General features: G+C 66.0%; 13 protein-coding genes. 9 read left to right on the top strand and 4 right to left on the bottom strand.

Annotation, left to right across the window (positions count from 1 at the left end):
- Positions 1-47: 47 nt before the first annotated feature.
- From HPY32_RS05995 to HPY32_RS05980, 4 genes are all read left to right on the top strand, one after another.
- A complete protein-coding gene (locus HPY32_RS05995) occupies positions 48-443 on the top strand; it encodes an ArsR/SmtB family transcription factor (RefSeq protein ID WP_216675877.1) in 396 nt (131 codons plus the stop codon).
- Positions 444-446: 3 nt separating this feature from the next.
- Entirely contained in the window at positions 447-884 is a 438-nt protein-coding gene (locus HPY32_RS05990) for a Fur family transcriptional regulator (RefSeq protein ID WP_067592874.1), read from the top strand.
- Between the two features lie 318 nt (positions 885-1,202).
- Complete coding sequence (locus HPY32_RS05985; RefSeq protein WP_156674657.1) at positions 1,203-1,847, top strand: hypothetical protein; 645 nt, start codon at positions 1,203-1,205, stop codon at positions 1,845-1,847.
- A 174-nt stretch (positions 1,848-2,021) separates the two neighbouring features.
- Positions 2,022-2,375, top strand: coding sequence for a VOC family protein (locus HPY32_RS05980; protein ID WP_067592879.1), 354 nt, complete (start codon positions 2,022-2,024; stop codon positions 2,373-2,375).
- Between the two features lie 71 nt (positions 2,376-2,446).
- On the opposite strand, the gene HPY32_RS45580 is transcribed toward HPY32_RS05980, so the two are convergent.
- Both HPY32_RS45580 and HPY32_RS05970 read right to left on the bottom strand, forming a co-directional pair.
- A complete protein-coding gene (locus HPY32_RS45580) occupies positions 2,447-2,575 on the bottom strand; it encodes a hypothetical protein (RefSeq protein ID WP_269456524.1) in 129 nt (42 codons plus the stop codon).
- 447 nt (positions 2,576-3,022) lie between these two features.
- Positions 3,023-3,814, bottom strand: coding sequence for a MerR family transcriptional regulator (locus HPY32_RS05970; protein ID WP_067592882.1), 792 nt, complete (start codon positions 3,812-3,814; stop codon positions 3,023-3,025).
- Between the two features lie 87 nt (positions 3,815-3,901).
- On the opposite strand from HPY32_RS05970, the gene HPY32_RS05965 reads away from it, so the two are divergent.
- The 3 genes from HPY32_RS05965 (at position 3,902) to HPY32_RS05955 (ending at position 6,499) form a co-directional block, all read left to right on the top strand.
- Positions 3,902-4,162: a hypothetical protein gene (locus HPY32_RS05965; RefSeq protein WP_156674658.1), complete on the top strand. Its 261-nt coding sequence runs from the start codon at positions 3,902-3,904 to the stop codon at positions 4,160-4,162.
- Positions 4,163-4,331: 169 nt separating this feature from the next.
- Entirely contained in the window at positions 4,332-4,760 is a 429-nt protein-coding gene (locus HPY32_RS05960) for a hypothetical protein (protein WP_156674659.1), read from the top strand.
- Between the two features lie 809 nt (positions 4,761-5,569).
- Positions 5,570-6,499, top strand: a complete 930-nt coding sequence (locus HPY32_RS05955) for an esterase/lipase family protein (RefSeq protein WP_231951821.1) — start codon at positions 5,570-5,572, stop codon at positions 6,497-6,499.
- A gap of 120 nt (positions 6,500-6,619) precedes the next feature.
- Here the strand turns inward: HPY32_RS05955 and HPY32_RS05950 are convergent, their stop codons facing one another.
- Both HPY32_RS05950 and HPY32_RS05945 read right to left on the bottom strand, forming a co-directional pair.
- A complete protein-coding gene (locus HPY32_RS05950) occupies positions 6,620-8,026 on the bottom strand; it encodes a sugar porter family MFS transporter (protein ID WP_067592891.1) in 1,407 nt (468 codons plus the stop codon).
- Positions 8,023-8,958: a TIM barrel protein gene (locus HPY32_RS05945; protein WP_067592894.1), complete on the bottom strand. Its 936-nt coding sequence runs from the start codon at positions 8,956-8,958 to the stop codon at positions 8,023-8,025. The genes HPY32_RS05950 and HPY32_RS05945 overlap by 4 nt, the downstream gene beginning before the upstream one ends.
- A gap of 106 nt (positions 8,959-9,064) precedes the next feature.
- On the opposite strand from HPY32_RS05945, the gene HPY32_RS05940 reads away from it, so the two are divergent.
- Positions 9,065-10,114, top strand: a complete 1,050-nt coding sequence (locus tag HPY32_RS05940; RefSeq protein ID WP_231951823.1) for a LacI family DNA-binding transcriptional regulator — start codon at positions 9,065-9,067, stop codon at positions 10,112-10,114.
- 471 nt (positions 10,115-10,585) lie between these two features.
- Entirely contained in the window at positions 10,586-12,040 is a 1,455-nt protein-coding gene (locus HPY32_RS05935) for an MFS transporter (protein WP_067592900.1), read from the top strand.
- The last annotated feature ends 8 nt before the right edge of the window (positions 12,041-12,048 follow it).

The following is a 12,048-nucleotide window of genomic DNA, read 5'->3' as shown; positions in this document are numbered from 1 at the left end:
CCTGTGCATATCAAAATGGGATCGGTTTCCAATAAGGAGTTGGTTCGATGACCGCCGACAGCGGTGTCCCCGCGCGTCGCAGCCGCGTCGCCGTGGAGGCGCCCACCCCGATCCCCCACGATCCGTATCCCTACCGCGCGCCCACCGCGCCGATCGTGCCGCCGCGCGCCATTCTGGACGGGGCGGGCGAGCTGCTGCGGGCGCTCGCGGCCCCGGTCCGGATCGCCATCGTGCTCCAGCTGCGCGAATCCCCGCGCTGCGTCCACGAACTGGTCGACACGCTGGGTGTCACGCAGCCGCTGGTCAGCCAGCATCTGCGCATTCTCAAGTCGGCGGGCGTGGTGCGCGGGGAGCGCACCGGCCGCGAGGTCATCTACGAACTGGTCGACGATCATCTGGCACGCATCGTCGTCGACGCCGTCGCACATGCCGAGGAAGGGTGATTCGTGCCGGACAACACGGGCACTACCGAGAAGACCGTCGGGGTCCGCAGTACTCGCCAGCGCAGCGCCATCGCGGCGCTGCTCGGTGACATCGAGGAGTTCCGCTCCGCCCAGGAGTTGCACGACGAGCTGCGCCGCCGCGGTGAGGGCATCGGCCTGACCACCGTCTACCGGACGCTGCAGTCGCTGGCCGAGGCGGGCAAGGTGGACGTGCTACGCACCGACACCGGCGAGTCGGTTTACCGCCAGTGCTCGAAGGGCCATCACCATCACCTGGTGTGCCGCCACTGCGGCCGCACGGTGGAGGTGGAGGGCCCGACCGTGGAGGCGTGGGCCGAATCCGTGGCCTCCGACCACGGTTTCACCGACATCAGCCACACCATGGAGGTCTTCGGCACCTGCCAGAGTTGCGCCGGCGCCCGCGACGGCCGTGTCTGCTGAGAGGTGCAGACGAGTATTGCCAGAGCAATGCTTGATTTCGGGAGTACATGGGTAACTCCATGTACTCACGTCGAACTAGCTTGCGATTGGTGTGAAATCGGCATGTGCGGACGTTCTGTGCCGCAACGGGTTTCGTCTTGCCGTCCCCCCGGTAAGCGGCATGAGGGATGTCCAGCGCCCGGCTAGGCGGGCCGCGATGTTTTTTGCCATTCGGCGGGCTCGGTCTGGCCATCGCTGTGGAAGGCGACCAATCCCGGCGGAGTTCGGGATCGAATACCTGGCGACCGAGGGTTTGTTCGCCGTTTGGAGGGAGATCGTGTGGGTTTCGGTGGAGGTCACAGGCATGCGCTGCGGGCAGCGATCGGGGTCGTTGCCGTGGCGGCTGCGCACGCGGCCGTCGGTGGCATGGCAAGTCCTGCTGGGGCGTTGCCGACCGCGGGCATCGGCGTCCATGCCGCGACCGTCGACGACGCTCTGATCGCTCAGGCTCGTGCCCGTGCCGACTACGCCCATGGCCGCACCAGGGTAGTAACCGGGTTCCTCACGCCCCAAGGGGAATGCGACAAGATCAAGCGCGACGCCACCGACGCTGTCGATGCTGCGGTGAAGAAGGCTGCCGCTGCGAAGGATCCCGCCTCCGCAGCCCGCGCCGACGCCGATGCCGCCAGAGCCGCTGTCCCGCCCTATGCCTGCTTCGTCCGCGTCCTCCCCGCGATGATCAACACCCCTGGAATCGCAACCAAGTTTGCGAACTACCTCAAAGAAGTGCTCCCACGTGCCCGGAAAGCGGAAACAGAAGCCCAGGCGGCCGCCGACGCTGCCGACGCCGCGGCGGAGTCTCCGGCCGACGTCGAGTTGGCCAATGACGCTGCGGCAGCAGAGGATGCGGCCGCACTGGCTACGGTTCGTGTCCGGGAATCCGATGCCTCGGAACCTACGAAAATCAAGAAGATCGACCAATGACGGTGCCGCTATCCGCTGGATGAGCGCACCTTCGGGGGCGGACGACCTTCCGAACACAACTGAAGTGCGCGGTCGGCGGCAGTATGTTGCGTTCGGTCGGCCGCGCGGGTCGGCGCCCGATCCCGTCCGAGTGCCAGGCCCCCCGATGACAGAGAACAGAGGAACACTGACGAGATGACCAACCGCTGGGTCGGAGTGACCATCGACTGCGTCGACGTGAAACGGGTGGCGGGCTTCTGGAGTGCGCTACTGGACCGCCCGGAGGGGCCGTCCAACCCTGGCTGGGTCTACCTCGGCCATCCCGGCGATCCGCAGCCTCGCCTGGTCTTCCAACCCGTGACCGAGCCCAAGCACGGCAAGGTTCGCCTACACCTCGACGTTGCAGTCGACGACATCGACCGGGGCATCGCTCAGGTCATCGCTCTCGGCGGCAGGTGCACCGGCGAACGACACGACTACGACGAGGGTGTAGTCGTCGTGATGGCCGATCCCGAGGAGCATGAGTTCTGCCTGGTCCAGTACTACTGATTCACCCGGACGCCGCAGGTCATCTCGTATCACGTATCGACCTGTCATCGGCATGTGCGCGCGTTGAGTTGTCATGTGCCCGAGGCCATATAGGCGGCGAGGATGTAGTTGGGGTGGTGGTCGAGGTTGGTACGGGCGCGGTCATAGCGCATGGTGGTGCGGGGGTCGGCGTGGCGGGCGGCGATCTGGACGTCGCGCACGAGAATTGAGCAGAATCGGTCCGCGTCCGCGGTCGCTGATCGCGCGGTCGATGCCGCGTCCCACGGCTGGCGGCAAGGGAATCGGCACAACCTTGCTGCCCTTGCCGACCACGCGCAGCACGCGGTGGCTGTGTTCCTTGCCGAGATCATCGACATCGCAGCTGCAGGTTTCGAAGATCCGCAGCGGCAGCGCCACGGGCGCCCTGACGGTCATGCAGTAGGAGCACCGACCCGCTCGGTCGTCGGTCCCGCGCGGGGTCTGTCGGCAACCCCTCGTCGCGAGACACCCTCGGCGGCAACGTGTTTCCGCAGCCTGCGACCTTTTCAGCCGTCGGCTCCGAATGAGGCAGCGGCGATGGCGGGGCCAGCCGATTCGGGCGACTGACCAACGCGCGATATGCGGCAGAAGAGTGCGTTTTCCGACGACTACTGCCGCGGTGTGTCGACTTACCCTCCGGGCACTTCGGAAACGCAGTTGCTGCGTCGGCAGTTCGCCAGGATCGCGTCGTGTATGTACTGCGATAACCCTGCAGCCATGTCGTCGTAGTTGAGGCCGAGTCGGCGATTGGCGCGGTACTCCTCGGCCAATCGCCGATGCGTGTCGAAATCGCAGTCGTGGAACCAGCGTTCGAGGTGACGGCGGTGTCGTTCGGCGAGATCCATGACGGCCGGATCCTCGGCCGCGGTGCCTGCCCGCATCGCGTCGGCGAGGGATTGGTGAATCTCGCGTTGCTCGGCGCGCAGGTCGAGCCAGTCCTGCTTGGTGTATCGGGTGGTCCGGTCCCGGCGCTGAGCGAACTCCGGCAGTCCGCCCCAGCGTCGTTCGGCTTCGTCGGCAGCGTCGACGAGACGGTCGCCGCCGAACACCTCGAGTCGTTCCGCGGGGGTGAGGGTGATGCCCGCCTTACGGGCGCTCAACTCCTTGTCGATCAGCGCGACCATGGCTTGATGCCGGAAGATCCTGTCGCTCAACAGTTCGTGTTGGCGCCGCAGGTGATCCTCGTCGGAGAGGCGGGAATCGTTGAGCATGGACGCGATGTCTTCGAGGCCGAAATCGAGCTCACGGTAGAACAGAATCCGCTGCAGTCTCTCGAGGTCGCTGTCGCTGTAGAGACGGTATCCGGTCGCGCTGCGCCCGCCGGGTTGGAGCAGACCGATCTCGTCGTAGTAATGCAAGGCCCTAACCGATATGCCGGTCGACTGCGCGACCACGCCAACAGTGTGTTCTACAGGTTCCATGTCTGTCACTGTGCCGCCTCACGTAACGAGAGAGTCAAGGCACGAACCATCGCGGCAACGAATGCCGCGTGGACAGACTAGGACCACGTGATCGAGGAGGGTGTTGTGCGAGTGTTGTGTACCAGGCTGCTGGCATTGGTTGTGAGCATGGTAGTCGCGGATGCGATTCTCGCTGGCAACGCAGCCGCGATCACCGGTGGCGCGACGGTCGAGGCCGGAGGATTCCCCTTCATGGTCACCGTGCGCCCCGACCAACCCGACGGGCGCCCCAACGTCGTCACCAGCCCGCTCTACCTGAGGAGATGGGTCGAAGACAACGCCCGGGGCACCCTCCGGCAAGAATCCTGAGGCTTCACCGCGCGGGATGCGGCATACCGCGCATTGGCCGCCGGGACGGCGTCGTGACCGAATCGTTCGCGTGGCGTGTTCTCGTCGACCGCTTCCATCCAGGCGCTCTACTGTCTCGAAGACTGTTCGTTGGTTCAGCCCTAGCTCAGCACTCGCGAAGAGGGACACAGTGACAGTTGCGAAAGTTCTCGGCATTCTCGCCTGCGCAATCCTTGCGCCCCTAACATTTGCCGCAGTAGTCGCGGCCGAGCCGGCTAAAGACTTCAACGGCTATCAATGCGACGCTGTCACCGTCCGCTATGTCGAAAAAGAGAAGGTCTCGCTACCGGACGGCGACAAGACGGTCAAGGTGTACAACGCTGTCGCCACCGGCTGCGTGGTCAAGGGGGAGGCACCCCGGAAAGGTGCGACGAAGAAGGGTCAGAATCTGGCTATCCGCAGCGACGACGTGGAAAGCCCGGCCGAAGGATCCGACAAAGCCTTTACAGGAAGGTATCTGGTGGCCTGCCTGAAGATGGACGCCGGAGACGGCACGGGCACGGTGACCGGAACCCACTGCCATGTCGTCCACCCCAGCGGCGGCGAACCACTCGTGTAGCTCGGGCTTTCATTCATGGAGCAGCAGCGGTGGCATCGTGAAACACCAAATTGTGGATACCGTTGTATTTCATGCGTTGCAGAGCGGCGACCTCGATGCATCGACCGGATTTGTTGCGACGAAGGCCACCGAGGGCTACCAGGCCGGTGACCCCCGCCGGACAGGTCGCATTGGTGGATGTCGTCGAGCCGATGCTCGAGCGCGGTCGAGCTGAAGTCCTGCCCGGGATTGTCGCGCAGGAAATCCTCGACCATTCCCCGCAACCCGCCCGAGGGCAATTTCTCCGGCTTGGTCTCGCGCACGGGCAGTCGGGTGGATATTGCGACATGCGGGATTCCGTTGTCGATACGCACAACCCGAATCTCCGCCGGGCAGCTATGTGCACAAAGCTATTGCGGTCGGATAATGCCTGAATTAGTCTGCGCGTCAGTAGTACATCGGCAGCGCTATCCGGACGAGTCGCCAGGAACCTAGCTGTTCCATATCAGGCGAGCACTCGGGCGGTTGGCGCGGTGCCAGGCGATCGCGGCGGACTGCAAGGCGCACCGAAGCCGGACTGCCGCAACGGTCGGTCACGCACCGAGGAAGACAAGTCGACAGCGCACAAGGCTGTCCGGTGAATATTCATTTTCCACTGCCGCAGGTCCACAACCGTGGACATCGAGCTTCGAGGCCGACGCGAACACGTCGACACACGCCACCTGCGACACCACATTCGAGATCTATGTTCCTGAGCAACTGCACGAGATAGGACAGTTCGGATGGATGCGCGAAAGCCAGCGCGATGGAAGACCGGATTTCTGCCGACGGTGGCGGCACTGACGGTGTGTGCCGCAGCGGCCTTCGGCCAGGGGACAGCCAAGGCGGATCCGGCGACCGGACCGCTGCCGGTGCCGTTCGATCTCGGCGCGGGGATTCTACCGGGCCTGTTTCCCGAGAACCCACCCCCCGGCGCCAATGACTGGAACTGCAAACCGACTGCGGCGCATCCGAATCCGGTCGTGTTGGTGAACCCGACCGCGACCACACAGGCACTCGCGTGGCAGGCGGGCTCACCCTATTTGAAGAACAACGGCTACTGCGTCTATACGTTCAACTTCGGCAATACCTGGTGGCTGCCGGAACTGCCGCTGCAGGCCCTCGACGACATCCGCAAATCGGGCCGGGTCCTGGCATCGTTCGTCGATCGAGTCCTCGCCGCGACCGGCGCGACCAAGGCAGACCTGGTCGGCGCGTCGCAGGGCGGCGGTGTGCTGCCGCTGTACTACCTCAACGTGCTCGGCGGAAACGCGAAGGTGGACAAGATGATCGGCCTCGGGCCCGCCAACCACGGCACCACCCTGAGCAATCTGGTGTATCTGCGCAGCTTCGTGCCACCGGTGGGCTGGTGGATCTACGACCTGATCGGCGCGGCGTGGCCCGCCTTGACCCAGCAGGCGATCGGTTCCGAGCTGAATGCGGAGGTCTACGGACAAGGAGACACCCGTCCCGGCGTCACCTACACGACCATCGTCACCCGAAACGACGAGATAGTCACCCCTTACGACCAGCAGTTTTTGCACGGTCCCGAGGTAACCAACATCCTGCTGCAAAACGACTGCCCCGATGACCGATCCGAGCACGTCGCGCTGATGTACAACGAACGCGCCTGGCGATACGTCCTCAACGCCTTGTCCCCATCGACCGCCGTGCCAGTCCCCTGTTTTCCGGTAGCGCCGTTCTTCCCGAACGTCCGCTGACTCCAGGGTGAGGAATTGTTGATCGTCGATGTCGCCGACGAGTATCTGCGGCATCCGCGGTTCGGCCGTGATGCGGCCGGTGGAGGCGTATTCGACGCGATCACGCCGGGTAGCACCCGCTCAGGCCAGCCGGGCATGCAGTTCGTGCTCGAGGGTCTCCAGCGATCTGCCCCGGGTCTCGGGCACGTATCGGGCGACGAAGACGATCGCCCCGACGCCGAGCGCGGCGAACAGGAAGAAGGTGCCGGAGATGTGGATGGCGCCGACCAGTACCGGGAGCAGCAGGCCGATGGCGAAGTTCGTCAGCCACAGCACCAGCGCGGTGAGCCCGAAGCCGAAGCCGCGCAATCGGAGCGGAAAGATCTCCGACAGCATCAACCACGTGACCGGGGAGATCGCCCCCTGCTGGAATACCAGGAAGGTCGCGGTCAGCACGAGTACTACCGAGGCCCGGCCCGCACCCGGCGGCAGCACCAGCGAGAAGACGCCGATCAGCAGTAGCGCGGTGGTGGTGCCGACCTGCCCTGCCAGCAGCAGCGGACGCCGATTCTTCTTGCCCAACAGGTAGATTCCGACGATGGTGGCCAGCACGGAGATGACGCCGTTGGCGGTCTGAGCGACGAGCGCGCCGTTGGTGGAGAATCCGGAGTCGGCGAGAATCCGCGAGCCGTAGTACATGATCGAGTTGACGCCGGTGATCTGCTGCACGATCGCGATACCGATTCCGATGAACACCAGCCGCCGAATCCATCGCGTGGCCAGGTCGGCCCAGCCGCCCGTGCGAGATCGCTTGTCCTCCATCGCAAGCTCACGCACCTCGGCGAGCTCGGTGGCGGCGCGCGGGGCCGGCCGGATCTGCTCGAGCACCGCGCGAGCCTCGGCGAACCGGTCGTGCGCGGCGAGCCAGCGAGGGCTTTCCGGCATCGCGAGCATGCCCAGCCACAGCGCCACGGCCGGGAGCGTGGCGACTACCAGCATCCACCGCCAGATCCCGGCGTGCTCACCCCAGACATTGCCGATGATCGCGTTGATCGTGTAGGCGAGCAGTTGCCCGGACACGATCATCAGCTCGTTCTGGGTGACCAGCCGTCCGCGGCGTTCCGCGGGCGCGCATTCGGCCAGGTAGGTGGGAACGGTCACCGATGCGCCGCCGACGGCCAGGCCCAGGATGAACCGAAACGCCACCAGCACACCCGTACCGGGGGCGAGGCTGGAGCCCACGGTGCCGATGACGAACACCGCGGCCAGCACCAGGATGAGACGACGGCGGCCGTGCCGGTCCGACAGCCGACCGCCGAAGAACGCGCCACCGGCCGCGCCGAACAGCAGCGAGCTCGTGACCACACCTTCGGTGAACGGTCCGAGATGCAGATCCCGGCTCAGCGGAGCGAGCGCACCGTTGATGACGCCGGTGTCGTAGCCGAACAGCAAGCCCCCGAAGGTCGCAACGATCATCAGGACGCGCAAGCGCCGCCGGTATGGTTGCCGTCGCTCTCCGGCGCCGATGACACCGGCCCGCATGCTCATGCCACGCTTCCCGGCACGTCCACCCCACGCGCATTGAGGAATTCGCGGGTGCGCTTGGCGATCGGCAGCGGCACCTCCGGTGCACAGGGGTACAGATCCTGCTCGACGATCACGAACAGGTCGGCATCCAGGTCGGACAGCGCCTCGACCACCGCCACCGGATCGGGCACACCGGCCGGTGGCTCCACGCACACCCCGCGCGAGACCGCCTCACCGAATGAAAGATTCTCCGCCGCAACGGCGTCCAGCACGGTCGGATCCATCTGTTTGATGTGCACGTAGCCGATCCGCTCGCCGTACCGGCGGATCAGATCCACCGCGTCGCCGCCCCCGTAGGCGACGTGCCCGGTGTCCAGGCACAGATTCGCGTAGCGCGCGTCGCTCTCGTTCAGGTAGCGCTCGATCTCGGACTGGGATTGGATGTGGCTGTCGGCGTGCGGGTGCAGCACCAGCCGCACGCCGTACTCCTCGACCAGGATCTTGCCGAGTTCGCTTGCGCGGCGGCCGAATCCGGCCCACTGCTCGGAGGTCAGCTCCGGCGATTCGGTATAGGCGCCGGTCTTCTCGTCCCGGTACATCGGCGGAATGAACACCAGGTGATGCGCACCGGCCGCGGCGGTCAGCTCCGCGACCCGCCGGGTGGCGGCCACCGTATCGTCCCACTCCCGCGGCCGATGCAGCGCGCCGAACGTGGTGCCGCCCGACACCCGCAGCCCACGGGCGTCGACCTCCTCGGCCAGCCGCCGCGGATCGGTGGGCAGATAGCCGTAGGGTCCCAGCTCGAACCAGGTGTAACCGGCCACCACCAGCTCGTCGAGGAAGCGCGTGTACGGAATCTGACCCTCGTCGTCGGCGAACCACACACCCCACGAGTCCGGTGCCGAGCCCAGACACAGATTGCCGAGGATATGAGGCGGTGACGTCGTTGTCATAACTGGAACTCCCTGGAAAGTGGGACCTATCGCGCTCTACTAGCGCGCTCTAGTCCGTTACTATGGTGGCGATCACAGACGATGTCAAGGCTGGAGAGGACCACCGGTGACCGACTCGCGAACCGCGCGCAGACGTGGCAAGCCGACGATGGCGGATGTCGCCGCGCACGCCGGAGTATCGCGCGCCCTGGTCTCGCTGGCGTTCCGCGATCGGCCGGGCGCCAGTGCACAAACCCGCGACCGGATCTTCCGCGCCGCAGACGAACTCGGGTACCGGCCCGACACCGCCGCTCGCCTGCTTGCCCGCAGCCACAGCGGCGTCATCGGGGTCGTGGTCACCATGCGCAACCTGTTCCACGCCGACCTGGTCGACGGAATCTACCCGATCGCGGCGGAATTGGGCTACGACATCCTGCTGGCCGCCACCGCACCCACCCGCAATGAACGACAGGTCGTCGAGTCGCTGCTCGGCCATCGCTGCGAGGGCCTGATCCTGCTCGGGCCCACACTGACCAGCGAGCAATTGGCCACCGTCGGAAGACAAGTGCCCACCGTGGCCATCAGCCGCAGCGCACCGGGTACCGGCGTCGGCGCCGTCCATGCCGCCGAAGCCCACGGCGTGCGCCAGGTGATCGACTATCTCGTCGAACTCGGGCACACCGACATCGCCCATATCGACGGCGGTTCCGGCTCCGGCTCCGCCGCTCGCCGCCGCGCCTACCGCACCGGCATGCAGCGCCACGGACTCGCCGACCGTATCCGCATCCTGCCCGGCGACCACACCGAAGCCTCCGGCCTCGCCGCCGCGACCACCCTGCTCACCGCCGACACTCCCCTACCCACAGCCGTTTTCGCCAGCAACGACCGCACCGCGGTCGGGCTGCTCGACGGGCTCCGGCGCGACGGCCTGCGGCCACCGCGCGACATATCCATCGTCGGCTACGACGACAGCCCCCTCGCCCAGCTCATCCACATCGACCTCACCACCGTCAACCAGGACCCCGCCCGACAAGCCGAACACGCCGTCCGCGCCCTCGCCGATCGCCTCGAAAACCCCGACACCCCAGCCCGCGACGTTGCCGTCCAACCCAAACTCGTCGTCCGCGGCACCTCCGGACCACCCCCGAATCGGACGGATACCGGGATCCTCCCCTGACCCGGCTGGCAATGAAGCCGATAATGAAGACGGCCCCCGAAGGACCACCGCGCATGCCCGCCATGCACACGGGTTATGCGTGCCACGAAATGAGCGCCACGTGGCAGGGTGGTTCATTCCGATCCCTTCGAGCGTGGTGCAGAACCTGTTCGAGGCTCGGATGCTCGCGGATATCTGGTGTGCGCGGGACCCGGGCAGTGTCGTATCGTGGTCGAGTTCCCGTGCTTCCTTCTGTAGTGGATTCGAGGTGGTGACTTATATCCCAGGCCATGTAGCCGTCCGTGTTCCCCCACGTCCTGATTTCCGAACGTGTCCGGGGGCGGACGTCGCGCTGGCCTGAGTTGCGTCACCACCCCTGCAGTTTTCTGTCATTTCCCGGGTGCAGCTCTGCCGACTGCCCTGGGTTTCGTGTTGTCCGGTCCTGGTGTGGTCGACGGCGAGCTCCCCGATTCCTGAACCGGGAGTCCTACCGTGAATTCCTCCGCGCTCGACAACGAGCCCGAGCCAACCCCCGAACCTTCGGCTCGAACCCCGCTCGACGTGTCCTCGAAGATCGCCCTCGCGGTCGTTCTGACCGGCGAACTCATGAGCATCCTCGACGATTCGGTCGTCCTCACCGCTCTTCCTACGCTCCAGCAGTCACTCGGCACCGGACCAGCGGGGTTGCAGTGGCTGACCGCGGGTTACGCGCTGACCTTCGCGCTCGGGCTGATCACCGGCGGCAGGCTCGGCGACATCTACGGCCGCCGCAAGACCTTCCTGCTCGGCACCGTCGGGTTCACCCTCGCCTCGCTGCTGTGCGGCATCGCGGCCGACCCCGGCATGCTGATCGCCGCCCGCGTACTCCAAGGCGGAGCCGCCGCCGTGATGATCCCGCAGGTTCTGGCCACCCTCCACGTCACCTTCGACGGCGAAAACCGCAGCAGGGCCTTCGGCCTCTACGGAGCCGTCCTGCCGATGGCCAACGTCTTGGGTCCGATCCTGGGCGGCTTACTCACCGAGGCCGACCTGTTCGGACTGTCCTGGCGGCCGATCTTCCTGATCAACGTGCCCATCGGGCTCACCGTGATCATCCTCGGACGCAAGTTCATCACCGAGTCGACCGCGGCGAAGGCCGACCGACTCGACCTCGCCGGCATGCTGCTGTCCGCGATCGCGATGGTGCTGATCGTCTTTCCGCTCACCGAAGGCCACGCCCACGGCTGGCCGCTGTGGTGCTGGGCCATGGTCGCCGGTGGTCTGCTTGTGCTCGGCGTCTTCCTGCGCCACCAACAGCGCCGCACCGACGATGCCCCGCTGGTAGTGCTGTCGCTGTTCAACGGCAGACAGTTCGCTGGTGGTCTTTCCGCGCAGCTGATGCTGGGCCTGCTGTGCGGACTGTTCTTCATGACCTGGACGCTGTATTTGCAGCGTGGCCTGGGCATGAGCCCGGTGACAGCAGGTCTGGCCTTCGTGCTGCTCGCTCTCGGCGAGCTGGCCGGTGCGATCACCACGACGAAGACCGCCGGACGCTTCGCGCGTCGCCTGCCCCAGACCGGAGCCCTGATCACCCTCGCCGCGATCACGGCCTACGGGATCCAGATCAGCAGCGCGCGAGCCGATTCGACGCTGCTCACGATGACGGCCCCCGTTCTGCTACTCGGGTTCGGCCTCGGCATGATCGGCGGACCGATCGCCGATCTGACTCTCGCGAAGGTTCCGCACGAGCACGCCGGTTCGGCCTCTGGCCTGTTCAACACCGCACTCCAGCTGGGCTACGCCCTCGGTATCGCACTGACCGGCCTCGTGTTCTTCTCCGCCACCGGCGACTCACCCACGAGCACGCTCAACCGCGCCGCGTTCACCGGCGTGCTGTGGTGGGTCGCAGCCGCCTTGACAGTGATGTGGGCCTTGATGTTCTGCCTGCCCCGGCGCGCGGACGGCTGAGCCGAAGA

The organism is Nocardia terpenica (assembly GCF_013186535.1).
GTDB classification, from domain to species: Bacteria; Actinomycetota; Actinomycetes; order Mycobacteriales; family Mycobacteriaceae; genus Nocardia; species Nocardia terpenica.
The sequence above is the reverse complement of the archived record's forward strand: the minus strand, read 5'-3'. Positions and strand labels throughout refer to the sequence as shown.

Coding starts and splice junctions, on each gene's coding strand:
- HPY32_RS05950 (WP_067592891.1), bottom strand. CDS start 8,026: ATGAGCATGCGGGCCGGTGTCATCGGCGCCGGAGAGCGACGGCAACCA.
- HPY32_RS05970 (WP_067592882.1), bottom strand. CDS start 3,814: ATGGAACCTGTAGAACACACTGTTGGCGTGGTCGCGCAGTCGACCGGC.
- HPY32_RS05945 (WP_067592894.1), bottom strand. CDS start 8,958: ATGACAACGACGTCACCGCCTCATATCCTCGGCAATCTGTGTCTGGGC.
- HPY32_RS05995 (WP_216675877.1), top strand. CDS start 48: ATGACCGCCGACAGCGGTGTCCCCGCGCGTCGCAGCCGCGTCGCCGTG.
- HPY32_RS05980 (WP_067592879.1), top strand. CDS start 2,022: ATGACCAACCGCTGGGTCGGAGTGACCATCGACTGCGTCGACGTGAAA.